The organism is Streptomyces sp. NPDC001889, from assembly GCF_053594535.1.
Map to the genome: position 1 here is coordinate 54,910 of NZ_JBSFER010000003.1, position 26,748 is coordinate 81,657.

General features: G+C 72.5%; 25 protein-coding genes. 18 read left to right on the forward strand and 7 right to left on the reverse strand.

Annotation, left to right across the window (positions count from 1 at the left end; all coding sequences use genetic code 11):
* Positions 1-473: 473 nt before the first annotated feature.
* Positions 474-647, forward strand: coding sequence for a hypothetical protein (locus ACWCRA_RS03765; protein WP_351547777.1), 174 nt, complete (start codon positions 474-476; stop codon positions 645-647).
* Positions 648-736: 89 nt separating this feature from the next.
* Here the strand turns inward: ACWCRA_RS03765 and ACWCRA_RS03770 are convergent, their stop codons facing one another.
* Positions 737-1,285, reverse strand: a complete 549-nt coding sequence (locus ACWCRA_RS03770) for a hypothetical protein (RefSeq protein ID WP_351547774.1) — start codon at positions 1,283-1,285, stop codon at positions 737-739.
* A gap of 122 nt (positions 1,286-1,407) precedes the next feature.
* Here ACWCRA_RS03770 and tsaB point away from each other — a divergent pair, with 122 nt between their 5' ends.
* The 4 genes from tsaB (at position 1,408) to ACWCRA_RS03790 (ending at position 4,005) form a co-directional block, all read left to right on the forward strand.
* The gene (gene tsaB / locus ACWCRA_RS03775; RefSeq protein WP_351547771.1) at positions 1,408-2,067 is read left to right on the forward strand and encodes a tRNA (adenosine(37)-N6)-threonylcarbamoyltransferase complex dimerization subunit type 1 TsaB; all 660 of its coding nucleotides are present in this window, start codon (positions 1,408-1,410) and stop codon (positions 2,065-2,067) included.
* Between the two features lie 29 nt (positions 2,068-2,096).
* Positions 2,097-2,549 carry a ribosomal protein S18-alanine N-acetyltransferase gene (rimI, locus tag ACWCRA_RS03780; RefSeq protein WP_351547905.1) on the forward strand — a complete coding sequence of 151 codons (453 nt, stop codon included), beginning with the start codon at positions 2,097-2,099 and terminating at the stop codon, positions 2,547-2,549.
* Positions 2,549-3,664 (forward strand): tRNA (adenosine(37)-N6)-threonylcarbamoyltransferase complex transferase subunit TsaD, encoded by a 1,116-nt coding sequence (gene tsaD / locus ACWCRA_RS03785; RefSeq protein WP_351547768.1) that lies wholly within the window; start codon positions 2,549-2,551, stop codon positions 3,662-3,664. Before rimI ends, tsaD begins: the two co-directional genes overlap by 1 nt.
* 95 nt (positions 3,665-3,759) lie before the next feature.
* A complete protein-coding gene (locus tag ACWCRA_RS03790; RefSeq protein ID WP_351547902.1) occupies positions 3,760-4,005 on the forward strand; it encodes a hypothetical protein in 246 nt (81 codons plus the stop codon).
* A gap of 33 nt (positions 4,006-4,038) precedes the next feature.
* Here the strand turns inward: ACWCRA_RS03790 and ACWCRA_RS03795 are convergent, their stop codons facing one another.
* On the reverse strand, positions 4,039-4,707 hold the full coding sequence (locus tag ACWCRA_RS03795; RefSeq protein WP_351547765.1) for a TetR/AcrR family transcriptional regulator: 669 nt from the start codon (positions 4,705-4,707) through the stop codon (positions 4,039-4,041).
* Between the two features lie 100 nt (positions 4,708-4,807).
* On the opposite strand from ACWCRA_RS03795, the gene ACWCRA_RS03800 reads away from it, so the two are divergent.
* Genes ACWCRA_RS03800 through ACWCRA_RS03810 form a run of 3 tightly spaced genes read left to right on the forward strand, consistent with a single transcriptional unit; the run spans position 4,808 to position 7,983 of the window.
* Entirely contained in the window at positions 4,808-6,283 is a 1,476-nt protein-coding gene (locus tag ACWCRA_RS03800; RefSeq protein ID WP_351547762.1) for an MFS transporter, read from the forward strand.
* Positions 6,284-6,332: 49 nt separating this feature from the next.
* A complete protein-coding gene (locus tag ACWCRA_RS03805) occupies positions 6,333-6,689 on the forward strand; it encodes a YciI family protein (protein WP_351547759.1) in 357 nt (118 codons plus the stop codon).
* A 46-nt stretch (positions 6,690-6,735) separates the two neighbouring features.
* Positions 6,736-7,983, forward strand: coding sequence for an RNA polymerase sigma factor (locus ACWCRA_RS03810; protein ID WP_451066785.1), 1,248 nt, complete (start codon positions 6,736-6,738; stop codon positions 7,981-7,983).
* A gap of 54 nt (positions 7,984-8,037) precedes the next feature.
* Here the strand turns inward: ACWCRA_RS03810 and ACWCRA_RS03815 are convergent, their stop codons facing one another.
* Positions 8,038-9,228 (reverse strand): THUMP-like domain-containing protein, encoded by a 1,191-nt coding sequence (locus tag ACWCRA_RS03815; protein ID WP_451066786.1) that lies wholly within the window; start codon positions 9,226-9,228, stop codon positions 8,038-8,040.
* A 121-nt stretch (positions 9,229-9,349) separates the two neighbouring features.
* Between ACWCRA_RS03815 and ACWCRA_RS03820 the strand changes: the two genes are divergently transcribed.
* The 3 genes from ACWCRA_RS03820 to groL all read left to right on the forward strand — a co-directional run bounded on the left by ACWCRA_RS03820 (position 9,350) and on the right by groL (position 12,761).
* On the forward strand, positions 9,350-10,273 hold the full coding sequence (locus ACWCRA_RS03820; protein WP_451066787.1) for a polysaccharide deacetylase family protein: 924 nt from the start codon (positions 9,350-9,352) through the stop codon (positions 10,271-10,273).
* Between the two features lie 420 nt (positions 10,274-10,693).
* Positions 10,694-11,002: a co-chaperone GroES gene (gene groES, locus ACWCRA_RS03825; protein ID WP_190121666.1), complete on the forward strand. Its 309-nt coding sequence runs from the start codon at positions 10,694-10,696 to the stop codon at positions 11,000-11,002.
* Positions 11,003-11,135: 133 nt separating this feature from the next.
* Entirely contained in the window at positions 11,136-12,761 is a 1,626-nt protein-coding gene (groL, locus tag ACWCRA_RS03830) for a chaperonin GroEL (protein WP_351547747.1), read from the forward strand.
* A 200-nt stretch (positions 12,762-12,961) separates the two neighbouring features.
* On the opposite strand, the gene ACWCRA_RS03835 is transcribed toward groL, so the two are convergent.
* Complete coding sequence (locus tag ACWCRA_RS03835; RefSeq protein WP_351547745.1) at positions 12,962-13,735, reverse strand: SDR family NAD(P)-dependent oxidoreductase; 774 nt, start codon at positions 13,733-13,735, stop codon at positions 12,962-12,964.
* Between the two features lie 66 nt (positions 13,736-13,801).
* Positions 13,802-14,467 (reverse strand): MOSC domain-containing protein, encoded by a 666-nt coding sequence (locus tag ACWCRA_RS03840; RefSeq protein ID WP_351547742.1) that lies wholly within the window; start codon positions 14,465-14,467, stop codon positions 13,802-13,804.
* Between the two features lie 81 nt (positions 14,468-14,548).
* Between ACWCRA_RS03840 and ACWCRA_RS03845 the strand changes: the two genes are divergently transcribed.
* The gene (locus tag ACWCRA_RS03845) at positions 14,549-15,448 is read left to right on the forward strand and encodes a LysR family transcriptional regulator (protein WP_451066788.1); all 900 of its coding nucleotides are present in this window, start codon (positions 14,549-14,551) and stop codon (positions 15,446-15,448) included.
* Positions 15,449-15,525: 77 nt separating this feature from the next.
* Here the strand turns inward: ACWCRA_RS03845 and ACWCRA_RS03850 are convergent, their stop codons facing one another.
* Entirely contained in the window at positions 15,526-15,912 is a 387-nt protein-coding gene (locus ACWCRA_RS03850) for a WhiB family transcriptional regulator (protein ID WP_451066789.1), read from the reverse strand.
* A 438-nt stretch (positions 15,913-16,350) separates the two neighbouring features.
* Between ACWCRA_RS03850 and ACWCRA_RS03855 the strand changes: the two genes are divergently transcribed.
* The 4 genes from ACWCRA_RS03855 to ACWCRA_RS03870 all read left to right on the forward strand — a co-directional run bounded on the left by ACWCRA_RS03855 (position 16,351) and on the right by ACWCRA_RS03870 (position 20,662).
* Entirely contained in the window at positions 16,351-16,962 is a 612-nt protein-coding gene (locus tag ACWCRA_RS03855) for a response regulator transcription factor (RefSeq protein WP_003948568.1), read from the forward strand.
* Positions 16,963-17,227: 265 nt separating this feature from the next.
* Positions 17,228-17,803 carry a sigma-70 family RNA polymerase sigma factor gene (locus ACWCRA_RS03860; RefSeq protein WP_351547734.1) on the forward strand — a complete coding sequence of 192 codons (576 nt, stop codon included), beginning with the start codon at positions 17,228-17,230 and terminating at the stop codon, positions 17,801-17,803.
* Positions 17,804-17,919: 116 nt separating this feature from the next.
* Positions 17,920-19,422 (forward strand): IMP dehydrogenase, encoded by a 1,503-nt coding sequence (gene guaB, locus ACWCRA_RS03865; RefSeq protein ID WP_451066790.1) that lies wholly within the window; start codon positions 17,920-17,922, stop codon positions 19,420-19,422.
* Positions 19,423-19,537: 115 nt separating this feature from the next.
* On the forward strand, positions 19,538-20,662 hold the full coding sequence (locus ACWCRA_RS03870) for a GuaB3 family IMP dehydrogenase-related protein (protein WP_351547728.1): 1,125 nt from the start codon (positions 19,538-19,540) through the stop codon (positions 20,660-20,662).
* Positions 20,663-20,751: 89 nt separating this feature from the next.
* On the opposite strand, the gene ACWCRA_RS03875 is transcribed toward ACWCRA_RS03870, so the two are convergent.
* Complete coding sequence (locus ACWCRA_RS03875) at positions 20,752-21,993, reverse strand: nucleotide sugar dehydrogenase (RefSeq protein WP_351547725.1); 1,242 nt, start codon at positions 21,991-21,993, stop codon at positions 20,752-20,754.
* A 263-nt stretch (positions 21,994-22,256) separates the two neighbouring features.
* On the opposite strand from ACWCRA_RS03875, the gene ACWCRA_RS03880 reads away from it, so the two are divergent.
* Positions 22,257-23,963: a glycerol-3-phosphate dehydrogenase/oxidase gene (locus ACWCRA_RS03880; RefSeq protein ID WP_351547722.1), complete on the forward strand. Its 1,707-nt coding sequence runs from the start codon at positions 22,257-22,259 to the stop codon at positions 23,961-23,963.
* A 285-nt stretch (positions 23,964-24,248) separates the two neighbouring features.
* Positions 24,249-26,660, forward strand: coding sequence for a protein kinase domain-containing protein (locus ACWCRA_RS03885; RefSeq protein WP_451066791.1), 2,412 nt, complete (start codon positions 24,249-24,251; stop codon positions 26,658-26,660).
* The last annotated feature ends 88 nt before the right edge of the window (positions 26,661-26,748 follow it).

The following is a 26,748-nucleotide window of genomic DNA, read 5'->3' on the forward strand; positions in this document are numbered from 1 at the left end:
CCCCCGGTGGTGCTGGGCAACCTCAGCCCGTCCGGTGTTTGAGGACGTGACTCTGTGCGCGCCCCCGGGCTGGTGGCTCCCGGAGCCGTCTCGGGGGCGTCCCCCGGTGGTGCTGGGCAACCTCAGCCCGTCCGGTGTTTGAGGACGTGACTCTGTGCGCGCCCCCGGGCTGGTGGCTCCCGGAGCCGTCTCGGGGGGCGTCTCCGGCGGCGCTGGGCAACCTCAGCCCGTCCGGCGTTTGAGGACGGACCCCGCGCCACAGGGGCCCGCACGGTGCGCCCTCCGGCCGGCGGCCCGCCCCCCCCCGCACCCCCGAACCCCGCTCCTCAATCCCCCTCCGGGAGGAGTATTCCGACACCATGTCGGGAAAATGTTGCGTGGGGGGTGCCGTGCGTGGTCCTATGGTAGGGAGAGACAGGTTAGGGCTGCCTAACCTAACGATGCCTTGCGCCCCCGCGCCCCAGGAGGCACCCATGTCAGCGCCCGAGCGCACCCCCAGGCCGCACCCCGCCACCCCCTCACCCGCCCCCGTCCTCCTCGTCCCCGGCCCCCCCTCCATGCAGGACCTCCTCGCCTCCTGCGCCGCCGCCACCGCGATCTCCACCCCGCCCCCGGCCGCGTCCGCCCAGCAGCGCGACGCCGCCTGAAACCCGGCACCCGGCACCCGGCAACCCGGGTAACCCGGCAAACCGGACAGTCCGCGTCATGCGTACGAGCGACTTCCGCGCGCCCGCGCCTACGGCACCACGACCACCTTGGTGCTGATCGTCGCGAACCTCCACATCGCGTCCCCGTCCGAGCGCAGCATCCGCACCCCGCCCGTCCGCTTCCTCGGGTCCGGCTCGGCCAGCGCCCCGTTCACCGCCGCGCTGAAGCCGATCACCACGTCGCCGGCGCTCGCGAACCGCACCACGTGCTCGATCGCGACCCCGTCCGACCCGGAGACCTGGCCCGACCGGGAGGTCACCGAGTAGGTGCCCGGCGCGGGGTGCACCGTCGAGGGCATCACCGCGAAGGTGCGGCCGACCGTCTTCCTCCCGGTCACCAGCCACACCCGCCGCTCGGCCAGCGCGTAGACGACCCGGGTCCCCGAGCCGGAGTCCGCGGGCAGCGCCAGCGGGTTCCTCGGCTTGGCGGGGCTCTTCGCCGAGGGGGACGCGCTCGGGGACCCGGCCTTGCCGAGGGCGGCGGGGGCGTTCGCCGACGCCTGATACGCGAGGAAACACACGGTGGCCAGCGCGGCTGCCGTGAGCCCGGCCACCAGTCCCGAACTGCTCCGTGCCACCGTGTCCACCTTTCGCAGTCTTTCGCAGTCTTTTGAATGTTTATGTCTTCGGCGACGTTAGCAGTCGGGCTCCCCCGCACCGGGGCGCCGTGCCCCGGGCGCCGGAGCCGTAGGCTGTTTGCGTGCTCTTGCTCGCAGTGGATACCGCCACCCCCGCCGTCACCGCCGCCCTCCACGACGGCAGCTCCGTCGTCGCCGAGTCCACCCGGGTGGACGCCCGCCGCCACGGCGAGCTCCTGCTGCCCGCCGTCGACCGGGTGCTCGCGGCGGCCGGGGTGAAACCGGACGCCGTCACCGCCGTGGTGACCGGCGTCGGCCCCGGCCCGTACACCGGACTGCGGGTCGGCCTGGTGACGGCCGCGACCTTCGGCTCGGCCCTGGGCGTACCGGTGTACGGGGTGTGCACGCTGGACGCTCTCGCGTACGCCTCGGGACTGGAGGGCCAGGGCCCCTTCGTGGTGGCGACGGACGCCCGCCGCAAGGAGGTCTACTGGGCGAGGTACGAATCCCCGCGCGAGCGCGCCGGCGACCCCTCCGTCGACCGGCCCGCCGATATCGCCGAGCGGGTCGCCCGGCTGCCCGCCGTCGGCGCGGGCGCCCTGCTCTACCCGGAGACCTTCCCCGACGCCCGGGACCCCGAGCATGTCTCGGCCGGCGCCCTGGCCTCGCTGGCCGTGGCGAAACTGGCCGCGGGGGAGGAGTTCCTGCCCCCGCTGCCCCTGTATCTGCGCAGGCCGGACGCGCAGGTGCCGAAGAACTACAAGGTGGTCACCCCGCAGTGACCGACGCTCCGGCCCCCGAGCTGCGCGAGATGCGCTGGTGGGACCTCGGACCCGTACTCGATCTCGAACACGCCCTCTTCCCCGAGGACGCCTGGTCGCCCGGGATGTTCTGGTCCGAACTCGCCCATGCCCGCGGCCCCCGCGCCACCCGCCGCTATGTCGTCGCCGAGTGCGAGGGGAAGACCGTCGGGTACGGCGGTCTCGCGGCGGCCGGCGGTCTGGGCGACATCCAGACGATCGCCGTCGCCCGGGAACAGTGGGGCACGGGACTCGGTGCCCGGCTCCTGACCGATCTGCTCCGGCACGCCACCGCCTTCGAGTGCGAGGACGTCTTCCTCGAAGTGCGGGTGGACAACCTCAGGGCCCAGAAGCTGTACGAGCGCTTCGGCTTCGAGCCCATGGGCTTCCGCCGCGGCTACTACCAGCCCGGCAATGTCGACGCGCTCGTGATGCGGCTCCATGTACAAGGGAATGTTTACTGATGGCTGACGAACCGCTGGTACTCGGTATCGAGACCTCCTGCGACGAGACCGGTGTCGGCATCGTGCGCGGTACGACACTGCTGGCCGACGCCGTCGCGTCCAGCGTGGACACGCACGCCCGCTTCGGCGGGGTGGTCCCCGAGATCGCCTCCCGGGCGCATCTGGAGGCGATGGTCCCCACCATCGAGCGCGCGCTGAAGGAGGCCGGGGTCTCCGCCCGCGACCTCGACGGCATCGCGGTCACGGCCGGCCCCGGTCTCGCGGGCGCGCTGCTGGTGGGCGTCTCGGCGGCCAAGGCGTACGCGTACGCCCTGGGCAAGCCCCTCTACGGGGTGAACCATCTGGCCTCGCACATCTGCGTCGACCAGCTGGAACACGGGAAGCTCCCCGAGCCGACGATGGCGCTGCTGGTCTCCGGCGGCCACTCCTCGCTGCTGCTCGCGCCCGACATCACCAGTGACGTGCGTCCGCTGGGCGCGACCATCGACGACGCGGCCGGCGAGGCCTTCGACAAGATCGCCCGGGTGCTCGATCTCGGCTTCCCGGGCGGTCCGGTGATCGACCGGCTGGCCCGCGAGGGCGACCCGGGGGCCATCGCCTTCCCGCGCGGGCTCTCCGGCTCGCGCGACCCGGCGTACGACTTCTCCTTCTCCGGGCTGAAGACCTCCGTGGCCCGCTGGATCGAGGCCAGGCGCGCGGCGGGCGAGGAGGTGCCGGTCCGGGACGTGGCCGCGTCCTTCCAGGAGGCCGTGGTCGATGTGCTGACCCGCAAGGCGGTACGGGCCTGTGTGGACGAGGGCGTCGACCATCTGATGATCGGCGGCGGGGTGGCGGCCAACTCCCGGCTGCGGGCCCTCGCCCAGGAGCGCTGCGCGCGCGCGGGCATCCGGCTGCGGGTGCCCCGGCCGGGGCTCTGCACCGACAACGGCGCGATGGTGGCGGCGCTGGGTGCCGAGATGGTGGCCAGAAACCGCCCCGCGTCGGATCTGGAGCTGTCCGCCGACTCCTCCCTGCCGGTGACGGAGACCCATGTCCCCGGAAACGGCCACCCGCACACCCACACCCACACCCACGACCATGTGCACGAGATCAGCAAGGACAATCTCTACTCATGACGGGCACGACGGGCACGACGGGCACGACGGGCACGACAGAGGTGACCGGCGCGGGCGGTGCGGGAGGCGCGGGCGGTACGGGTGTCGTCACGCTGATGTGGGAGGCCCGCGCGGTCCGGGGCCGGGGCGCCGAGCTGCTGGAGTGGGCCCGCGCCCAGGAGCTGGCCCGCCGGCCGCTGCGCCGGGAGACCTTCCGCGCCTCCCAGGACCGGGTGCTGGTGATGACCTGGTGGGAGGCCGGCGACCCGGGCGCGGAGCCGCCCGAGCTGCCGGAGCCGTCGGCGGATCTGATCACCCGCGCGGTGCACCGCTGGCGGTTCGAGTCCCTCGGCGCGGAGTGAGCGGGGCCGCCCGCCGGGCCCGGCGGGCCGGGCTCAGCGGGCTGCCCGGCCCAGCAGTCCGTCGATGACCGCCGCGAGCTGCTCGCCGATGTCGTAGCTCCGCAGCTCCTCCCAGCGGGGGGCCAGCTCCGTCAGGCGCGGCAGCTCCGCCCGGTCCTCCTCGGTGAGCGTCTCGGGGAAGTACCGTCTGCGCCCGGGCTCCCGGGCCCGTTCCGCCAGGGCGGCCCGGAAGGTCAGATCCCCGTAGACGAAGTACCAGATCGTCCGGTATGCCCGCACCGCCTGCTCGGGGGTCAGTCCGCACGCGATCGCGCTGTCGATGATCTCCTCGGCGATCCACAGCGCGTGCCTGTCGGTGAGGTCGCCGAGCGCCAGCACCTTCAGCACCCAGGGGATCTCGCTCAGCACCCGGTGCATGTGCAGGGAGACCGTGTGCAGCCGCTCGCGCGGATCGCCGGGCAGCTCCGGCCGGGGAAAGGCCGTCGAGACCCCGGAGAGGGTGAGCAGCAGCAGCTCGTCCTTGTCCCGGACGTGGTGGTAGAGCGCCATCGGCGTGGAGCCGACCTCCCGGGCCACCCGCCGCATGGAGACGGCGTCCACCCCTTCCTCGTCGATGACGCGGCGCGCGGCGGCGACGATCGTCCCGGCGTCGAGCCTGCGCGGGCGCCCCGCGCTTCGCTTCTTCTTCTCCCCTTCGACCACCTGTGCATTCTCCCGTGCCAGGGCCCTCAGAGTTTCTATACGCGTATAGTAATGTGCCGGACCGCGGGACCGAAGGGATCGACGACGCGAGGGGGAACTGATGAACGACCAGGCGCGGACGGCGCGTTGGGTCCTGACGGCGGTGCTCACCGTGCAATTCATGGTGGCGCTCGACCTGTCCGTGGTCAATGTCGCGCTGCCCGATATGCGCGACGATCTCGGCTTCACGCCCGACAGCCTCCAATGGGTCGTGGGCGCCTACGCGCTCACCTTCGGCGGACTGCTGATGCTCGGCGGCCGGCTCACCGACATCGCCGGGAGCCGCCGCATCCTCACCGCGGGGCTCGCCGTCTTCGGCCTGGCCAGCCTCGCCGGCGGGCTGGTGCAGTCGCCGGGCGCGCTGATCGCCGCCCGCGCCGTGCAGGGCGTCGGCGCCGCGGCTCTCGCGCCCGTCGCCTTCGCCCTGATCACCATGGCCTACGCGGCCGGGCCCGCCCGCTCCAGGGCGCTCGCCCTGTGGGGCATGACCAGCGCCGCCGGCGGGGCCGTCGGAGTGCTCGGGGGCGGAGTGCTCACCGACCTCGCGGGCTGGCGCGCGGTGATGCTGGTGAACGTCCCCATCGTCCTGTTCGCGCTCCTGGCGACCGCCCGCAGCGGACTGCCCACGACCCGGGACCGGGCCACGGCACCACGTCTCGACGTGGCCGGCGCGCTGCTGATCACCGGCGCCATGTCGCTGCTGGTCCTCGGGGTCGTCCGCACCGAGAGCCGGCCGTGGACATCGCCCGAGACCGTGACGACACTCGGCGCGTCTGCCGTGCTGCTCACCGTGTTCGTCCTGGTGGAGCGGCGCGTCCGGCAGCCGCTGCTGCGGATAGGGCTGCTCGGGGTCCGTCCGGTCCTCGGCGCCAATGTCTTCTCGCTGCTGCTCAGCTCGGGGCAGTTCGCCGCCTTCTACTTCTGCTCGCTCTACATGCAGCAGGTCCTCGGCTACGACGCCTCCACCACCGGGCTGGCCTTTCTGCCCTTCTGTGTGGGCGTGGTGGCCGGCTCGCTGACCGCCGCCCGCGCGATGGCCACCGCCGGCGTGCGGAACCTCCTCGTCCTGGGCGGGCTGCTGGGGTCCGCCGGGCTCGCCTGGTTCGCCGCCGGGGCGACCACCGACGGAACCTTCCTCGGCTCCATCCTCGGCCCCTCGCTCCTCGGCGCCTTCGGCATAGGGATGAGCTTCGTACCGCTGGGCACGGCCGCGACCACGGAGGTGACCCCCGCCGAGGCGGGCATGGCCTCCGGGCTGCTCAACAGCGCCCGCCAGATCGGCGGCTCCCTGGGGCTGGCCGTCCTGGTGACCGTCGCGGCCTCCGCCACCGGCGGGGCGACCGGCCCCGCCGCGCTCGCGGAAGGGCACCGTACCGCCTACTGGGTGTGCGCCGGGCTGCTCGCCGCGGGCTCGCTGATCGCCCTCGCGCTGCTGCCGGGGCGGGAGCGGACCGCGGCGGTGGCCCCCGGAGGGAATTCCGCGAAGAATTCCGGAGGGGATGTCGATCCGGCCGTCTCCCGTTCGACAGAGGGGTGAGCGGCGGGGAATCCGCCCCACCGCTCACGGAACCACCCGAGGAGTCACCATGCCGCGCTATCTGACACTGGTCCGCGTCGACGAGCGGAACGTCCCCGCCGAGGGCATCAGCGAAGGGCTGATGGAGCGGATGGGCGCGCTCATCGCGGAGATGACCGAGGCGGGCGTCATGCTGGAGACGGCCGGGCTCACCCCGACCTCGGAGGGCACCAGGGTCACCTGGTCGAACGGGAAGCTCAGCTACACCGACGGCCCCTTCACCGAGACCAAGGAGGTCGTCGGGGGGTACGCGATCCTGCGCGCGAAGGACAAGGCCGAGGTCCTCGAATGGACCAGGCGCTTCCTCCAGGTCCACGAGGAGTACTGGACCGTCACCTCCGAGATCCGGGAGATCGTCGAGGGCTGAGGCCCGCTCGTTTGCCCGTCCGCCGGACGCCTGTTCTGATGAGCCGGTGACGGCAGCGAACGCGGTGGAGACGGTATTCAGGATCGAGTCCGCGCGGATCATCGCCGGTGTCACCCGGATCGTCCGGGATGTGGGCATCGCCGAGGAGATCGCGCAGGACGCTCTGGTCGCCGCGCTGGAGCAGTGGCCCGAGTCGGGCGTCCCGGAGCGGCCGGGCGCCTGGCTCATGGCCACCGCCAAACACCGCGCGATCGACCTGGTCCGGCGCAAGGAGACCTATGCGCGCAAGCTCGCGCAGGTCGGCCGGGCGCTGGAGGACGTACCGCCGCCGGAGGCGACCGCCATCGACGCCATCGACGCCATCGACGACGACGTACTGCGGCTGATCTTCACCGCCTGCCATCCGGTGCTCTCCACGGAGGCCCGGATCGCGCTCACCCTGCGGCTGGTCGGCGGGCTCACCACCGAGGAGATCGCCCGCGCGCACCTGGCCGCCGAGTCCACCGTCGCCCAGCGCATCGTCCGCGCCAAACGCACCCTCGCGAAGGCCGGCGTCCCCTTCGAGGTGCCGTACGGGCCGGACCGCGCGGCCCGCCTCGGCTCCGTGCTGGAGGTCATCTATCTGGTCTTCAACGAGGGGTACTCCGCGACCGCCGGCGACGACTGGCTCCGCCCGGCCCTCTGCGAGGACGCACTGCGGCTGGGGCGGGTGCTGGCGGGGCTGATGCCCCGGGAGCCCGAGGTGCACGGGCTGGTGGCGCTGCTGGAGATCCAGGCCTCGCGGACCGCCGCCCGCACCGGCCCCGACGGCGCCCCGGTGCTGCTCGCCGACCAGAACCGCACCCGCTGGAACCAGTCGTTCATCCACCGGGGCTACGCCGCCCTCGCCCGCGCCGGAGCCCTGGGCGCCGCCCCGGGCCCGTATGTCCTCCAGGCCGCCATCGCCGCCTGCCACGCCCGGGCCGTCCGGTACGAGGACACCGACTGGCGCACGATCGCCACGCTGTACGGGCAGCTGGCCGCCCTCGTCCCGTCGCCGGTGGTGGAGCTGAACCGGGCGGTGGCCGTCTCGATGGCGGACGGCCCGGAGGCGGGCCTCGCGCTGGTCGACGCGCTGGCGGAGGAGCCCGCGCTGAAGGAGTACCACCTGCTGCCGAGCGTCCGCGGCGATCTGCTGGCCCGGCTCGGCCGCGCGGCCGCGGCCCGCGCGGAGTTCAGCCGCGCGGCGGAGCTGGCCCGCAACGGACGGGAGCGCGAACTCCTCCGGGCCCGCGCGGAGGGCCTCGGCGGCTGACGGCGGCTGACGGCGGCTCAGTCGGGTGGCGGCCCCTCGGCGGGTGACGGCCGCTCAGCCCTCCCCGGCGGGGCGGCCGATGAGCATCGACGGCGCCCCCGCCACCCGGGTCAGAAAGACCGTCGCCGCGTTCCGCCCCTGGGGCTTCACCCGGCGGCGCAGCTCCTCCGGCTCCACCGCCGAACCGCGCTTCTTCACCGTCAGCACGCCCACCCCGCGCTCGCGCAACAGCGCCTTGAGCCGCTTCAGATGGAAGGGCAGCACATCGGTGATCTCGTACGCGGTGACGAACGGCTGCCCCGGGTGGAGCTCGTCGGAGGTGAGATAGGCGATCGTCTCGTCGATCAGCCCGGCGTTCAGGCGCTCGGCGGCCTCCGCGACCAGATGCGCCCGGATGACCGCCCCGTCCGGCTCGTACAGATAGCGGCCGACCGGACGGACCGGCGGGTCGGGCAGACCGCGCCCGGTGAGGGAGTGCGGGCCGGGCAGCAGGGTCGCGGTGATCGCGGGGCCCGGGGGAGCGCCCGGCGCGCGCGCCCCCGACCAGAGCACCGCCTCCTTCACATCGCCGCCGTCCGAGATCCACTCCGCGTCGAAGTCGTCCGGCACCAGCTCGTGCGGAATGCCCGGGGCGATCTTGAGTGCGGCGAGCGGACGGGTCCGGGCCGCGCCGATCGCCCAGGAGAGCGGCGGGGAGTACGCCTCCGGGTTGAAGATCCTGCCCCGGCCGCCGCGCCGGGCCGGGTCCACGAAGACCGCGTCGTACGCCGAGACATCGGTCTCCGTCACATCGGCGCAGCGGACCTCGATCAGCTCCGCCAGGCCGAGGGCGTCCGCGTTGGCGCGGGCGACGGCGGCGGTCAGCGGGTCGCGGTCCACGGCCAGCACCCGGATTCCGGCGCGGGCGAGCGCGATGGCGTCCCCGCCGATACCGGCGCAGAGATCCGCCACGCTCCGCACGCCCAGCGCGGCGAACCGCCCGGCGCGGTACTCGGCGACGGAGGTACGGGTCGACTGCTCGACACCGCCGGGCGTGAAGTACATCCGCTGGGCGTCCCGCTCGCCGAACTTCGCCGCCGCGCGCTGCCGGAGCCGGGCCTGCCCCAGCGCGGCGGAGACCAGCGCGGCCGGGTGGTCGCGGCGCAGCCGGGTGGCGATGGCCAGTTCCTGGGCGGGGTCGAAGCCGCGGAGTGCGGCGAGCAGGGCCTGGCCCTCGTCGGTGAGGAGCGGGGAGACGTCGTTCACCTGGCCATTGTGGGCCAGGCGGGGGACGGTCCGCCCGCCCCGGCGGGTGTCGGCCGGATCTCCGGGGTCCGTGCTGACAGGATGCGGCGCCATGCAGCTAAGCGGACAAAACGTAAAAATGATGGGTAAAGGTGTGGGGAGGGCGGGGCGTCGCCGTGCGCTGGCGGCGGCGCTGCTCGCCGTCCTCCTCGGCTCGGCGTGCGCGGCCGAGACCCCCGGCCCCCGGGAGGGCGCGGGGGCCGCCCCCGGCCGGTCGGCCGGCGAGCGGACGGGCTCCGCCGGGCCGGGCGGCTCGCCCGCCGAACGCGCCGAGAGCCGCAAGCGCGCCCAGGCCGTCCGGGCCGCCGCCGCCCAGAAGTGGGGTCTGGAGCGCACTCCGCTGACGGCGCCCCCGCCGCCGGCCGTCAAGCCCGAGATCACCACCCGCAAGGGGTTCGAGGTCGAGGGCGGCGAGTATCTGCCGCCGGTCTTCACCACCGTGCCGGTGACCGAGCGGGTGGTCTTCCTGACGATCGACGACGGCAGGGAGAAGGACCCCGAGCTGCTGCGGATGATGTCCGAGCTCCAGATCCCGTACAGCTCGTTCCTCAGCGACTATGTGATCAACGACAACTACGGGTACTTCCGCGAGATGCGGGACCTGGGTGTCTCGCTCCACAACCACACCCTCAACCACCGCTACATGCCCGGCCTCGACTACGCCGCGCAGAAGCGGGAGATCTGCGGCCAGCAGGACAACCTCACCAAGCTGTACGGCACGCGCCCCCCGCTCTTCCGCCCGCCGTACGGCAACTACAACCAGGACACCCTGCGCGCGGCCCGGGCCTGCGGGGTGAAGGCGGTGCCGCTGTGGGCGGCGGAGGCGTTCCCGGACCGGATGGAGTGGCGGGAGTGGGATCGGGATCTGCATCCCGGGGACATCATCCTGACGCACTTCAGGGGGACGGATGAGTGGGAGGGGTCGATGGCGGACATGGTGCGCCAGGTGATGAGGACGGTGACGGAGAAGGGGTACGCGGTGGCCCGCCTGGAGGACTACGTCTGACCCTGCCGGCCCGAGCCCCGGCCCGTCCCGCCGTCTGAGGACTGCTCTGTGCCGGGAGTGCCGGAGCTGGGCGAATCCCCGCCCGTCCGGTGTCTGAGCGCGGCCCCCGCACCCGAGCTGGGCAAATCCCGGCCCGTCCGGCGTTTGAGGACGGACCCCGCGCCCGGGGAGACCCGCACGGTGCGGGTCCGGTCCGGCCCGGGGGCTCGCCGCACGGCGCGCCCCCGGGGCCGGGATCGACGCACGGGATTGGCACTCCGCTTGACCGAGTGCTAACCGCGGTCATAGTCTCGGGTCTGGCACTCCCCACCGGAGAGTGCCAGCACAGCGACGGGCAGATCCGGCACCCGCGACGACGGATCGACCTGGTCGCCACTCAGACAGATGAACCCCGAGATCTCCGAAGGGGGAGGTCGGACCGTGACGACCACCAGCTCCAAGGTTGCCATCAAGCCGCTTGAGGACCGCATTGTGGTCCAGCCGCTCGACGCCGAGCAGACCACGGCCTCTGGCCTGGTCATCCCGGACACCGCGAAGGAGAAGCCCCAGGAGGGCGTCGTCCTCGCGGTCGGCCCGGGTCGCTTCGAGAACGGTGAGCGCCTGCCGCTCGACGTCAAGACCGGCGACGTCGTTCTGTACAGCAAGTACGGCGGCACCGAGGTGAAGTACAACGGCGAGGAGTACCTCGTCCTCTCGGCCCGCGACGTACTCGCGATCATCGAGAAGTAGGTCGGATTACCGGGGCTCGCCCCGGAGTCTCCGTACCCCGTTTGTTTTGTGAACCGCGCCCCTGGCCCCCGCTGACAGTCATATCCCGGGCGCTGGGGGCGCGGTTCGTACACGAAGAGGACTGAAACGCTCCATGGCGAAGATCCTGAAGTTCGACGAGGACGCCCGTCGCGCCCTCGAGCGCGGCGTCAACAAGCTTGCCGACACCGTGAAGGTGACCATCGGCCCCAAGGGCCGCAATGTCGTCATCGACAAGAAGTTCGGCGCCCCCACCATCACCAATGACGGCGTCACCATCGCCCGCGAGGTCGAGCTCGACGACCCGTACGAGAACCTCGGCGCCCAGCTGGTGAAGGAGGTGGCCACCAAGACCAACGACATCGCTGGTGACGGCACCACCACCGCCACCGTGCTGGCCCAGGCGCTGGTCCGCGAGGGCCTGCGCAACGTCGCCGCCGGCGCCTCCCCGTCGTCCCTGAAGAAGGGCATCGACGCCGCCGTCAAGGCCGTGTCCGAGGAGCTCCTCGCGACCGCCCGTCCCATCGAGGACAAGGCCGACATCGCCGCCGTCGCCGCGCTCTCCGCGCAGGACCAGCAGGTCGGCGAGCTGGTCGGCGAGGCCATGGACAAGGTCGGCAAGGACGGTGTCATCACCGTCGAGGAGTCCAACACCTTCGGCCTGGAGCTGGACTTCACCGAGGGCATGGCCTTCGACAAGGGCTACCTCTCCCCGTACATGGTCACCGACCAGGAGCGTATGGAGGCCGTCCTCGACGACCCGTACATCCTGATCAACCAGGGCAAGATCTCCTCCATCCAGGACCTGCTCCCGCTGCTGGAGAAGGTCATCCAGGCGGGTGGCTCCAAGCCGCTGCTGGTCATCGCCGAGGATGTCGAGGGCGAGGCGCTCTCCACCCTGGTCGTCAACAAGATCCGCGGCACGTTCAACGCCGTGGCCGTCAAGGCCCCCGGCTTCGGCGACCGCCGCAAGGCGATGCTCCAGGACATGGCCGTCCTCACCGGCGCCACCGTCATCGCCGAGGAGGTCGGCCTCAAGCTCGACCAGGCCGGCCTGGACGTGCTGGGCTCCGCCCGCCGCGTGACCATCACCAAGGACGACACCACCATCGTCGACGGTGGCGGCAGCTCCGAGGAGATCACCGGCCGCGTCGCGCAGATCAAGGCCGAGATCGAGTCCACGGACTCCGACTGGGACCGCGAGAAGCTCCAGGAGCGCCTGGCGAAGCTGGCCGGCGGTGTCTGCGTGATCCGCGTCGGTGCCGCCACCGAGGTGGAGCTGAAGGAGAAGAAGCACCGTCTGGAGGACGCCATCTCCGCGACCCGCGCCGCGGTCGAGGAGGGCATCGTCTCCGGTGGTGGCTCCGCGCTCGTCCACGCCGTCAAGGTGCTGGAGGGCAACCTCGGCAAGGAGGGCGACGAGGCCACCGGTGTCGCCGTCGTCCGCCGCGCCGCCGTCGAGCCGCTGCGCTGGATCGCCGAGAACGCCGGCCTCGAAGGCTATGTGATCACCTCCAAGGTGGCCGAGCTGGACAAGGGCCAGGGCTTCAACGCCGCCACCGGCGAGTACGGCGACCTGGTGAAGGCCGGCGTCATCGACCCGGTCAAGGTCACCCGCTCCGCGCTGGAGAACGCCGCCTCGATCGCCTCCCTGCTGCTCACGACCGAGACCCTGGTCGTCGAGAAGCCGGCCGAGGACGAGGGCGACGCCGGTCACGGCGGCCACGGCCACTCCCACTGACGCATGACTCCGCGTCGGTAGCGGCACGCTGAACCGCATCCGGGCCCGGTGCCCCCGCCATGGGGACACCGGGCCCGGTGCCGTTCCGCCGAGGGCCGCCCGCCCGGGTGCGGCCCGGCCGGGTGCCGCCCGACCCCGCCCGCCCGGTGCCGTCCCGCCGTCGGGTGCCCGGGTGCCCGGATGCCGGGGAGCCGCCCCGGCTACCGCGGTCCGTACTTGCGGCCCGTCCGGGAGGTGACCCCGCCCAGCACCCCCCGGGGCGCCAGCTTCACCAGCCCCATCAGCGCCTTGTACCGGGGATCGGGGATCGAGACCGTCCGGCCGCGCGCCAGATCCGTCAGCGCCGCCCCCACCAGCTTGTCCGCGTCCAGCCACATCCACCCCGGGATGTTCTCCGTTCCCATCCCCGCCCGCTGGTGGAACTCGGTGCGTACGAAACCGGGGCAGAGCGCCATCAGCCGCACGCCGGTCCCGGCGAGGTCCCGGGCCGCGCCCTGGGTGAACTGGACCACCCACGACTTGGACGCGCCATAGGTCCCCCGGGGGACGAAGGCCGCCACCGACGCCACATTGACCACCCCGCCCCGGCCGCGCTCCCGCATGGACCGCGCGCCCGCCTCGGTGAGCCGGAGCACCGCCTCGCAGTGCACCTTCAGCATGGTCAGCTCATCGGCCATGGACACATCGAGGAAGCGGCCCTTGTTGCCGAAGCCGGCGTTGTTGACCAGCAGGTCCACCGGGTTGCGGGGATCGGAGAGCCGCCTTGCGACCGAGGCGATCCCCTCCTCCTCCGCGAGGTCGGCGGTGAGCACCTCGGCCTCGATGCCGTGCCGGTCGTGCAGTTCGGTGGCGTACTCCTCCAACCGCGCCTTGTCACGGGCGACCAGCACCAGATTGTGTCCATCGGAGGCGAGTCGCCGCGCGAAGGCGGCCCCGATGCCCGCCGTCGCGCCCGTGATCAGTGCAGTTGTCATAAGCGGCACGTTAGTGCCCGCGCCGGACGGCGGCGCACCCGCCCGTGCGCCCGGCGGCGCCCCGCCCTAGCCGGCGCTCCGCGCGGCGGTGTACGCCCGGGCGGTCGCGAGCAGTTCGGAGTGGAGCGCCTCGCCCGCCGCGAGCACCTCGGGCAGCAGGGTGCGCTGCGTGGTCCCGGCGAGGAAGGCCATGGTCACCGTGACCCCGTGGTCCGGCCGGTGCACGATCTCCACCGGGTCGCCCGCCCGGATCGGGCCCGGCTCGACGACCCGCAGATAGGCGCCCGTCCTGGCCTGCCGGGTGAAGCGCCGCACCCAGCCCTTCTCGCCCATCCACGCCGCGAAGGTGCGGCAGGGGATGCGGCCGGTGGTCGCCTCCAGCACCGCGCGCCCGCCGATCCGCCACCGCTCGCCGACCAGCGCGGCGTTCACCTCGATCCCCGAGGTGGTGAGGTTCTCGCCGAAGATCCCGTTGCGCAGCGGGCGGCCGAGTTCCCCCTCCCAGAAGTCCAGATCCTCCCGGGCGACCGCGTACACCGCCTGATCGTCCCCGCCGTGGTGGCGCGGATCGCCGATCTCGTCACCCGCCAGCCCGCTGCCGCCCACTCCCTTGGGCCCGGGGCCCGAGACCCAGACCGGCCCGTCGACCGGCCGTTTGTCGATGGCGGTCAGGGCGGCGTCGCTGTACTCGGTGGGCCTGCGCGGGCCCGTGTTCACGGTCAGAAGCTTCATGGAGGTCACGCTAAACCCCTCTAGATCAAACAATCCAGCGAATAATTACCCATATCTCCAAGGGTCGCTTATATTCGAAGGGTGATTGAGGCCCGTCATCTCCGAGTCCTGCGCGCGGTCGCCGCCAGCGGTTCCTTCTCCGCCGCCGCCCGCACCCTGGGCTGCACCCAGCCCGCCGTCAGCCAGCAGATGAAGGCTTTGGAGACCTCCGCCGGCACTCCGCTGCTGATCCGCACCGGCCGGGAGATGCGGCTGACCCAGGCCGGTGAGGTGCTGGTGCGCCACGCCTCCGGCATTCTCGCCGGGCTCACCGCCGCCGAGGAGGAGATCGCGGCCATCGCGGGGCTGCGGGCCGGGCGGGTCCGGCTGGTCTCGTTCCCCAGCGGCAGCTCCACCCTGGTGCCCGCGGCCCTCGCGGCGCTGCGCGCCGCCCACCCCGGCACCCGGGTCTCCCTGGTGGACGCGGAGCCCCCGCGCTCGGTGGAGATGCTGCGCGAGGGGGACTGCGACATCGCGCTGGCCTTCCGCTACCGGGGGGCGCCCGAGCGGGAGGCCGACTGGGGCGATCTGATCGTCCGGCCGCTGCTCTCGGACCGGCTCGTCGGGCTGGTCCCGGAGGGTCACCGGCTCGCCGGCGCGGGCGCCGTCACCATCGGCGATCTGGCGGAGGACCCCTGGATCGCGGGGTGCCCGCGCTGCCGCCGCCAGTTGGTCGAGGTGTGCGAGGAGGCCGGTTTCACTCCCCGTATCGATTTCGCCACCGACGACTACCCGGCAGTGATCGGCCTGGTCGGGGCGGGTCTGGGGGTGGCGGTGCTGCCGGAGCTGGCGCTGGAGTCGGTACGTCCCAAGGGGGCGCGGACGGTCGCCGTCGAGCCGCCGGTGATCCGCGAGATCGTCGCCCTCACTCTGCCGGACCTCTCGCAGGTCCCCGCGGTGGCGGCCACCCTGGACGAGCTGAGCCGCGCGGCCTCTCGCTGACGCTCCCGGGGCGGGGGAATCCCGGCCGCGCGCGCCGAGAAGGAACGTTTCTGCCGATAGCCGGCCGGGTGGGGGCCTCAGTCGTGGTCCGGGCCGCCCGGGCCGCCCGGGCCGCCCGGACCATCGGGGCCGCTCTGTCCCCCCGGCCCTCCGGCCCCGGCCGCGCTCGCCGCCGGGACCAGCCGGTGCCGCGCCCGCCCCATCAGCTCCTCGCGCTCGTCCTCCGTCAGGCCGCCCCACACGCCGTACGGCTCGCGCACCGCCAGGGCGTGTGCCGCGCACTCCGCGCGGACCGGGCACCTCATGCACACCTCTTTCGCCGAGTTCTCGCGCGCGCTGCGCGCCGCGCCCCGCTCTCCCTCGGGGTGGAAGAAGAGCGAGCTGTCCACCCCGCGGCAGGCCGCGAGGAGCTGCCAGTCCCAGAGATCGGCGTTGGGTCCGGGAAGGCGGGAGAAATCTGCCATAGCGCTTGCCCCTTGAAACCGTGCTGAGCGGATCGGTCGGGTGGGCGCGCGAGCGGAGATGCGAGCCGCATCCGGCACCCACGCTGCCCCACGACCGTACATCTACTGTGTTAGTAGATGTAAATATGACTCATTGCGAATCTAGCCACAGACACCACTCAATGTGAAGAAAATCAGCTAAATGGTGCATTCGTGGCAGGAGGGGTGGGAGGAGAACCGTTCCCCCGCAGTGCTCACCGCCGCGCACGCCCCCTCACGGGGAGTGCTGAAGAGTGCGGGCAGGGCCGTAACTCTTTCGAGTGACCGTCGTTGATAGTGCGGAGGCGGTTGCAGGAACAGGCGCTCGGGCACATGTCCGAAGGCGTTCAACCGCTCAGGTGAAGAAACGTACCCAGCCTGGAGGCTCAAGGTGACGCGCATCAGCTGCGGAGGGCGGCCATGACATCCGTCCTCGTCTGCGACGACTCCCCGCTTGCCCGAGAGGCGCTCCGCCGCGCGGTCGCGACCGTGCCCGGCGTCGAGCGCGTGACGACCGCGGCCAACGGCGAGGAAGTCCTCCGCCGCTGGGGCGCCGACCGCTCGGATCTCATTCTCATGGATGTCCGCATGCCCGGCCTCGGCGGCGTGGAGACCGTCCGCCGGCTGCTCTCCGCCGACCCCGGGGCCCGGATCATCATGCTCACGGTCGCCGAGGATCTCGACGGGGTGGCGCTCGCGGTCGCCGCGGGGGCCCGCGGCTATCTCCACAAGGACGCCTCGCGGGCCGAGCTGCGCGCGACCGTCACCCAGGCGCTCGCCGACCCGACCTGGCGGCTCGCCCCGCGCCGGCTCCGCTCGGCCGAGATGGGCGCCGCGCCCACCCTCACCGCACGGGAGATCCAGGTGCTCGAAGGGATGAGCCACGGCCGGTCCAACGCGGAGATCGGCCGTGAGCTTTTCCTCTCCGAGGACACGGTCAAGACCCATGCGCGCCGGCTGTTCAAGAAGCTGGGCGCGTCGGACCGGGCGCACGCCGTCGCGCTCGGATTCCGCTGGGGCCTGGTCCGCTAGAGGGCGGCCCGGGCGCCGCTGACGGGTGCCGGGAGCATGCGGGGAACCCCGCCCGCCGTACGGTGGGCGGGGAGACGGGCGACCGCGGGCGCCCGTTTCCCGCGCGATGCCGCATCCTTGAGGTGTGGAGTTCCTCGGGGACGAGTCCGGCGAGCGGAAGGGGAGGGCGCAGGCGATGAGTTCCGGCGCACCTGCTCATAACGCTTCGGTGCACAACATGGGGCACAGTGCCACGGATGAGCCGCGGTCCATGCACCATGGACCGATGCGTGACGACAACACCACGGTGATCGGTGCGCTCGTTCACCGTGCCGTCGACGGCGACGAGCAGGCCACGCACGATCTCCTCGCGCATGTTCATCCGCTCGCGCTGCGTTACTGCCGCACCCGGCTCAACCGGCTGCCCGGTGACGCTCGCCACTTTGTGGAGGACCTCGCCCAGGAGGTCTGTGTCGCGGTGCTGATGGCACTGCCCCGGTACCGGGACACCGGCAGGCCCTTCGAGGCCTTCGTCTTCGCCATCGCCACCCACAAGGTCGCCGATCTCCAGCGGGCGGCCATGCGTCACCCGGGGTCCACGGCCGTCCCCTCGGACGAGATGCCCGAGCGCCCCGACGATTCGCTCGGCCCGGAGGAGCGCGCCCTGCTCAGCGATGACGCGGAGTGGGCCAAGAGGCTGCTGGCCAACCTCCCGGAGAACCAGCGGGAGCTGCTGGTGCTGCGGGTCGCGGTCGGTCTGACCGCGGAGGAGACCGGGCAGATGCTGGGCATGTCGCCCGGTGCCGTCCGGGTCGCCCAGCACCGGGCGCTCAGCCGGCTGCGCGCCCTCGCCGAGCAGTAGCCGGTGGCCCGCGCGGGCGGTGCGGGCCACCGGGTGTTCTTGATCGTGGAATGAGTGGGCGTCCGGGGCCGTTAGCATGGACATCCGCACCGATCAAGGCCATTGGGGAAGGTGTCATGACCAACGTCGACGGAGTGCCCGAGAAATTCGCGACACTCGGGCTGACCTACGACGATGTGCTGCTGCTGCCGGGCGCCTCGGACATGGCGCCCGACCAGATCGACACCTCCTCGTACATCTCGAAGAACGTACGGGTGAACATCCCGCTGCTCTCCGCGGCCATGGACAAGGTCACCGAGTCCCGGATGGCCATCGCCATGGCCCGCCAGGGCGGCGTGGGCGTGCTCCACCGCAATCTCTCCATCGCCGACCAGGCCAACCAGGTCGACCTGGTGAAGCGCTCCGAGTCCGGCATGGTCACCGACCCGATCACGGTCCACCCGGACGCGACGCTCGGTGAGGCCGACGAGCTGTGTGCGAAGTTCCGGATCAGCGGTGTCCCGGTGACCGACCGGGGCGGCAAGCTGCTGGGCATCGTCACCAACCGCGATATGGCCTTCGAGTCGGACCGCGGCCGTCAGGTGCGCGAGGTCATGACCCCGATGCCGCTGGTCACCGGCAAGGTCGGGATCTCCGGTGTGGACGCCATGGAGCTGCTGCGCCGCCACAAGATCGAGAAGCTTCCGCTGGTCGACGACGCGGGTGTGCTCAAGGGCCTGATCACGGTCAAGGACTTCGTCAAGGCCGAGCAGTACCCGAGCGCCGCCAAGGACAAGAACGGCCGGCTGCTCGTCGGCGCCGCCGTCGGTGTCGCCGGTGACGCCTTCGAGCGGGCCCAGGTGCTGATCGAGGCGGGCGTCGACTTCATCGTCGTCGACACCGCCCACGGCCACTCCCGGCTGGTCGGCGACATGGTCGCCAAGATCAAGTCCAATGCCTCCGGCGTCGATGTCATCGGCGGCAACATCGCCACCCGCGACGGCGCCCAGGCGCTGATCGACGCCGGTGTCGACGGCATCAAGGTGGGTGTGGGCCCCGGCTCCATCTGTACGACCCGCGTGGTCGCCGGCATCGGCGTACCGCAGGTCACCGCGATCTACGAGGCGGCGCTCGCCGCCAAGGCGGCCGGTGTCCCGGTCATCGGCGACGGCGGCCTCCAGTACTCGGGCGACATCGCCAAGGCCCTGGTCGCGGGCGCCGACACGGTGATGCTCGGCTCGCTGCTCGCGGGCTGCGAGGAGTCGCCGGGCGAGCTGCTCTTCATCAACGGCAAGCAGTTCAAGTCCTACCGGGGCATGGGTTCGCTCGGTGCGATGCAGTCCCGCGGCGAGCAGCGCTCCTTCTCGAAGGACCGCTACTTCCAGGAGGGCGTCGCCTCCGACGAGAAGCTGGTGCCCGAGGGCATCGAGGGCCAGGTGCCCTACCGGGGTCCGCTCTCCGCCGTCGTCCACCAGCTCGTGGGCGGGCTGCGCCAGTCGATGTTCTATGTCGGCGGGTCCACGGTCCCCGAGCTCCAGGACCGGGGCCGGTTCGTCCGGATCACCTCGGCGGGGCTCAAGGAGAGCCACCCGCACGACATCCAGATGACGGTCGAGGCGCCGAACTACAGCAGGAAGTAGCGGGCGGGCAAGCGGGCGTACGCGTCCGGAAAGGGCGGCTCCGGTCTCCGGAGCCGCCCTTTCGGGTGTGTCGGGGATACTGGTAGCGCAGACGTAGAGGGAAAGGCCATACAAGGTGACTGAGATCGAGATCGGGCGCGGCAAGCGCGGTCGCAGGGCGTACGCGTTCGATGACATCGCCGTCGTTCCGAGCAGGCGCACACGGGACCCGAAGGAGGTCTCGATCGCCTGGCAGATCGATGCCTACCGCTTTGACCTGCCCTTCCTGGCCGCTCCGATGGATTCCGTGGTCTCTCCGCAGACCGCGATCCGCATCGGTGAGCAGGGCGGCCTCGGGGTCCTCAACCTGGAGGGCCTGTGGACGCGGTACGAGGACCCGCAGTCGCTGCTCGACGAGATCGCGGAGCTGCCGGCCGAGACCGCGACCCGCCGCCTCCAGGAGATCTACGAGGCTCCGATCAAGGAGGAGCTGATCGGGCAGCGGATCAAGGAGGTGCGCGACTCCGGCGTGGTGACCGCCGCGGCGCTCTCCCCGCAGCGGACCGCCGAGTTCTCCAAGGCCGTGGTCGACGCGGGTGTGGACATCTTCGTCATCCGGGGCACCACCGTCTCCGCCGAGCACGTCTCCGGCGCGGCCGAGCCGCTGAACCTGAAGCAGTTCATCTATGAGCTGGATGTTCCGGTGATCGTCGGTGGCTGTGCCACCTACACCGCCGCGCTGCACCTGATGCGCACCGGCGCGGCCGGTGTCCTCGTGGGCTTCGGCGGCGGCGCCGCCCACACCACCCGCAATGTGCTGGGCATCCAGGTTCCGATGGCGACCGCGGTGGCCGATGTCGCCGCCGCCCGCCGGGACTACATGGACGAGTCCGGCGGTCGCTATGTCCATGTCATCGCCGACGGCGGTGTGGGCTGGTCCGGCGACCTCCCCAAGGCCATCGCCTGCGGCGCGGACGCGGTGATGATCGGCTCCCCGCTGGCCCGCGCCACGGACGCGCCGGGCCGGGGCCGCCACTGGGGCATGGAGGCCGTCCACGAGGACGTGCCGCGCGGCAAGCTGATGGACCTGGGCATCGTGGGCACCATGGAGGAGGTCCTCACCGGCCCCTCGCACACCCCGGACGGCTCGATGAACTTCTTCGGGGCGCTCCGCCGCGCGATGGCCACCACGGGCTACAGCGAGCTGAAGGAGTTCCAGCGCGTCGAGGTGACGGTCGCGGACTCGCAGCACAGCCGCTGACCGTCCCGGACGGTTCGGCGGGAGGGATACGCGGGAGGGGCCCGGCACCGGGAATCGGTGCCGGGCCCCTCCCGCGTATCCCTCGCGCGCTACAGCCGGTGGGCGGCCCCCGCCGGGGTGGCGCCCCTGGTGTCCAGGAGGAGCTGGGCCTTCACGGCCAGGCTCTGGAGGTCGTAGGTGCGGTGGTGCTGGACCAGCACGGTCAGATCCGCCGCCGCCGCGGCCTCGTAGAGGGAGTCCGCGCGGGGGACGGGCCGCTCGCGCACCCGCCAGTCGGGCACCCAGGGGTCGTGGTAGCTGACCGAGGCGCCCAGATCCATCAGCCGCCGGGCGATCTCGTCGGCGGGGGAGCCGGCGAGATCGGCGAGGTCCGGTTTGTAGGTGACGCCGAGCAGCAGCACCCGGGCGCCCCGGGCCGACTTCCCGTGCTCGTTCAGCAGGGTCGCGCACCGCTGGATCACATACTGGGGCATCCGGGTGTTGATCTCCTGTGCCAGGCCGACCATGCGCAGTGGGTGGCCGGGCGTGCGTCCGCCGCACGGGATGGTCCCCGGGTCCAGCGGGATGCCGTGGCCGCCGACGCCGGGGCCCGGGCGGAAGGCCTGGAAGCCGTACGGCTTGGTCTCGGCGCAGCGGATGACGTCCCAGAGGTCGACGCCCAGGTCATGGCAGAGCACCGCCATCTCATTGACCAGCGCGATATTCACATGGCGGAAGTTGGTTTCCAGAACCTTGACGGTCTCGGCCTCGCGCAGCCCCCGGGCGCGGACGACCTTGTCGGTGAGCCGTCCGTAGAACGCGGCGGCCGACTCGGTGCAGGCGGGGGTGAGGCCGCCGATGACCTTGGGGGTGTTGGCGTAGTCGTGGGTCCGGCTGCCGGGGTCCACCCGGCCGGGGGAGTACGCGAGGTGGAAGTCGCGGCCCGCGCGCAGCCCCGAGCCGTCCTCCAGGATCGGGCGCAGGAAGGACTCCGTCGTCCCGGGCTGTACGGCGGATTCGAGCAGCACCGTGGTGTGCGGGCGGAGCCGGGCGGCCAGGGCGCGGGCGGCCTCGCCGAGCGCGGTGAGGTCGAGATTGCCGTCCGGGCCGAGGGGGGTGGGGGCGCAGACGGCGGCGGTGCGCACGCGGCCCAGCTCGGCCGGGTCGGTGACGGTCCGGAACCCCCCGGAGAGCATGCGGCGGATGTCGGCGGGGGTGCGGCCCGCCGCCGGTTCGGTGAGCTGTCGCGGGTCGGTGTCGTAGCCGATCGTCTCGATGCCGGCGGCCACGGCGGCCTGGGCGAGGGGCAGGCCGTGGTGACCGAGTCCGATGACGGCGAGGTCTGCGGGCATGAGTGGCCGTCCTTCCCTTAGCCGGAGGGGAGCGTGGGCGCAAGCCCTGTGGGCGGAACGGGCGGGCGCAATGTCAGACTAGGCGTAAATATGACCGTTATGCGGTATTGCGCGGCCGTGGTTGTCCGCGTCGGCGGGGGGTTTGTCCACAGGCGGTGGCTGAAGTGGGCCACTGCGGACAGAATCGATGTGGTGAGCCCGGTCGGGACGGGGGAGTACCGGGCCCGCGCAGGGGTACACGGGGGCGACGGGAGGCAAGCGCAGTGAAGACAGCGACACTGGGACCCGAGGAGCGCGCCCAGGCTCTCGCGGCCATGGCCGAGCGGGAGCTGGACATCCTGGTCGTGGGCGCCGGCGTGGTCGGCGCGGGCACGGCACTGGACGCGGTGACAAGAGGGCTCTCCACCGGACTGGTGGAGGCCCGCGACTGGGCGTCGGGCACATCGAGCCGCTCCAGCAAGCTCATCCACGGTGGGCTGCGCTATCTGGAGATGCTGGACTTCGCGCTGGTCCGCGAGGCCCTCAAGGAGCGCGGGCTGCTGCTGGAGCGGCTGGCGCCGCACCTGGTCAAGCCCGTGCCCTTTCTCTATCCCCTCCAGCACAAGGGCTGGGAGCGGATCTACGCCGGATCGGGCGTGGCGCTCTACGACGCGATGTCGGTGTCGTCGGGCCACGGCCGGGGTCTGCCGGTGCACCGCCATCTCTCCCGGCGGCACGCCCTGCGGGTGGCGCCCTGCCTGAAGAAGGACGCCCTGGTCGGCGCCCTCCAGTACTACGACGCCCAGATGGACGACGCCCGCTATGTGGCGATGCTGGTGCGCACCGCCGCGAGCTATGGGGCGCGGGTCGCCAGCCGCGCCCGGGTCGTCGGCTTTCTGCGCGAGGGCGAGCGGGTGGTGGGCGCCCGTGTCCAGGACGTCGAGGGCGGCGGCGAGTACGAGATCCGCGCCAAGCAGGTGGTCAACGCCACCGGGGTGTGGACGGACGACACCCAGGCGCTGATCGCCGAGCGCGGCCAGTTCCATGTGCGCGCCTCCAAGGGCATCCACCTGGTGGTGCCCAAGGACCGCATCCACTCCACCACCGGGCTGATCCTGCGCACGGAGAAATCGGTGCTCTTCGTCATCCCCTGGGGGCGGCACTGGATCGTCGGCACCACGGACACCGACTGGGATCTCGACAAGGCCCACCCGGCGGCCTCCAGCGCCGATATCGACTATCTGCTGGAGCACGTCAACTCGGTGCTGGCCGTCCCCCTCACCCGCGATGACGTCCAGGGCGTCTACGCGGGCCTGCGGCCCCTGCTCGCCGGGGAGTCGGATGCCACGAGCAAGCTCTCCCGCGAGCACACGGTGGCCCACCCCGTGCCGGGTCTGGTGGTCGTCGCGGGCGGAAAGTACACCACCTACCGGGTAATGGCGAAGGACGCGGTGGACGAGGCGGTGCACGGACTCGACCAGCGGGTCGCCGACTGTGTCACCGAGGATGTCCCGCTCGTCGGCGCCGAGGGCTACACCGCCCTGTGGAACGCGCGCGCGAGGATCGCCGCCCGCACCGGCCTCCATGTGGTGCGCGTGGAGCATCTGCTCAACCGGTACGGCTCGCTGACCGAGGAGGTGCTCGCGCTGATCGCCGCCGATCCGTCGCTCGGTGAGCCGCTCACCGGTGCCGACGACTATCTGCGGGCCGAGATCGTCTACGCCGCCTCCCACGAGGGCGCCCGCCATCTCGATGATGTGCTGACCCGGCGCACCCGGATCTCGATCGAGACCTTCGACCGGGGGACCCTCAGCGCCCGGGAGTGCGCGCGGCTGATGGCCCCGGTGCTGGGCTGGGAGAAGGCGCAGGTCGAGAAGGAGGTCGAGCACTACGAGAAGCGGGTCCAGGCCGAGCGGGAATCGCAGCGGCAGCCCGACGACCTGACGGCCGACGCGGCGCGGCTGGGAGCGCCGGACATCGTGCCGCTCTGACCCGGCGGCGTCCGGGGCGCGCCTTCCGGGCCACGGCCCCGGGGGCGCGCGGCGCGTGACGCACCGTCCGTCCGCCCCGTGCCACCGGCGTGGACGGACGGCCGGGTTCGCGCCGGGGAATGGCATGGTGGATGCTCGGACCCTCGGGGCCGCGCCGGTGGTCGGCGGACCCGGGAGAAGTGCCGGTCCCGGAGTGAGGGACAATGATGGCTCTGCCAAGGCGTGTTACCGCATCGCGCGGGAGCGGCAGGCGCGGGCGAAGACCACGGATCGCAGAGGGGACGCATGTCGGAGGCGGAGCAGTCGCGGGAGCCCCAGCAGGACGAGTCCACCGACCCGAAGGCGCCGGAGCCGGGCGGAGCCGGCGGCGCGTCCCGGGGCACCGGCGCGCCGGACGCGGACACCGCGGCGGAATCGGGGACTCGGTCCGGCTCCGGGGCCCGGGACACGTCCGCTGACGCGGATACAGACGCGGCGGCGGACCCGGAGGTTGAGCCGTCCGGCGACGACCCGGCCGGGCCGGCGGGCGACGGCTCCGCGCACGGCGAGGCCGACGGCCGCGCCGCGGGCGGCGCGGCGGCGAAGGCCGATGCCGCTCCCGTGGCGCGCGGCTCCGGGACCGTGCCCCGCCAGACGACCGGCAAGGAGAGCGTCACCGCGGGAGCGGGTGAGCGGGAGGCCGCGGCTCGGGGCGGCGGCACGCCGCGCGGCTCCCGCCCGGGTGACACCTCCGCGAAGCCCGCCCGCCCCACCAGCGGCGCGGGCTCCGAGAAGAGCCCACCCCGTGAAACGCCCTCCGGACGGGGGGAATCGGCCCCCGGGCGCGGCTCCGCCTCGGGCCGGACCGGCACCCCGGCGCGGGACTCCGAGGGGCGGCTGCTCTCCGGGCGGTACCGGCTCGGCGGCGTTCTCGGCCGGGGCGGCATGGGCACGGTCTGGCGCGCGGTGGACGAGACCCTCGGCCGCACCGTCGCCGTCAAGGAACTGCGCTTCCCCAACAGCATCGACGACGAGGAGAAGCGCCGCCTCATCACCCGCACCCTCCGCGAGGCCAAGGCCATCGCCCGGATTCGCAACAACAGCGCGGTCACGGTCTACGACGTGGTGGACGAGGACGACCGCCCCTGGATCGTGATGGAGCTGGTCGAGGGCAAGTCCCTCGCCGAAGTCATCCGCGAGGACGGCACCCTGACACCCCGCCGGGCCGCCGAGGTCGGGCTCGCCATTCTCGACGTGCTGCGCTCCGCGCACCGCGAGGGCATCCTGCACCGCGATGTGAAGCCGTCCAATGTGCTGATCGCCGACGACGGGCGCGTGGTCCTCACCGACTTCGGTATCGCGCAGGTCGAGGGCGACCCGTCGATCACCTCCACCGGCATGCTGGTCGGCGCCCCGTCGTACATATCGCCGGAGCGGGCGCGCGGCCACCGCCCCGGGCCGGCCGCCGACCTCTGGTCGCTCGGCGGACTGCTCTACGCGAGCGTGGAGGGCTGCCCGCCCTACGACAAGGGCTCCGCCATCGCGACGCTGACCGCCGTGATGACCGAGTCGCTCGACCCGCCGAAGAACGCGGGCCCCCTGGAAGAGGTCATCTACGGCCTGCTCGCCAAGGACCCCGCCCAGCGGCTCGACGACCGGGGCGCCCGCGCCCTGCTGACCAAGGTGGTCTTCGCGCCCGAGACGGCCGCGCCGGAGCCGCCGGTGGACGCCACCCGGGCGATGGCGCTGCCGCCGATCCCGCAGCCCGTCAAGCCGCGGGCGAAGTCCCCGGCCGCCGACCGGGGGCGCGGCGGGCCCGCGCCGCTGGCGAGTGCCCCGGCCGTCGCCCCGCAGCACGGCGGCCCGCCGGTGCCGCCGGTCCAGCGGGCCCGCGCGCCGCTCACCGATGTGGTCTCCCGCCGCACCCTGGCCGTCATCGCGGCCGTGGTGGTGCTCGCCGTCGTGGCCACCGTGCTCTATCTGACCCGGGGCTCCGACGGGGACGGCGAGAGCGCCGGCTCCGACGGCAAGGGCGACACCACCGCGTCGACCGGTGCCCGGACGCCGGGCGGCGGCGAGAAGACGACCGCCGGCGAGACGGGCGGTTCGGCCGAGCCGGGCCCCGGCACCGGGCCCACCTCCGACGGCTCCCCGGAGGAGTCCGCCGACAACGGCGCGGACGAGAAGGAGAAGGAAGAGAAGGAGAAGGAGAAGGAGACCGACTCCTCCGCGTCCTCGGACGCCGAGCCCGACGGCGGAGTCCCGGACGGCTACACCCCGGTGTCGAACGGCCGCTTCCGCTTCGCCATGGCCATGCCCGAGGGCTTCACCATGACCGGTGTCGCCGGCCAGAACTCGGGCGGCATCTTCAGCAGGAGCGGAGGCTTCCCCCGGGTCCAGGTCGACTTCAACAGCAGCCCCGGCGACGACGCGGCGGCAGCCTGGAACGCGGCGGTCCCCGGTACGCGCTCGACCAGCACCGCGTACAAGCACCTGGGTGTCAGGGAGGCCGAGTTCAACGGGTACCCGACCGTCGCGGACTGGGAGTTCGAGCGGCGCCAGCAGGGCGACCGAATACGGGTCCTGAACAGGGGATTCAAGGTCGATGAGAAGCGTGGCTACTCGATCATGGTGAGCTGCCGGGCGAGCGAGTGGAACGGCTCCGAGTGCACCCGGCTGCGCGAGACGGCGTTCGACACGTTCAAGCCCAAAGGCTGAGCCGGGCCACGTATCGTGAGTGCTCACGGCGGAGAGGCCACGGCAACAGCCGGACGCACGACCGGAATTGACCCATAGGGAAGTACGT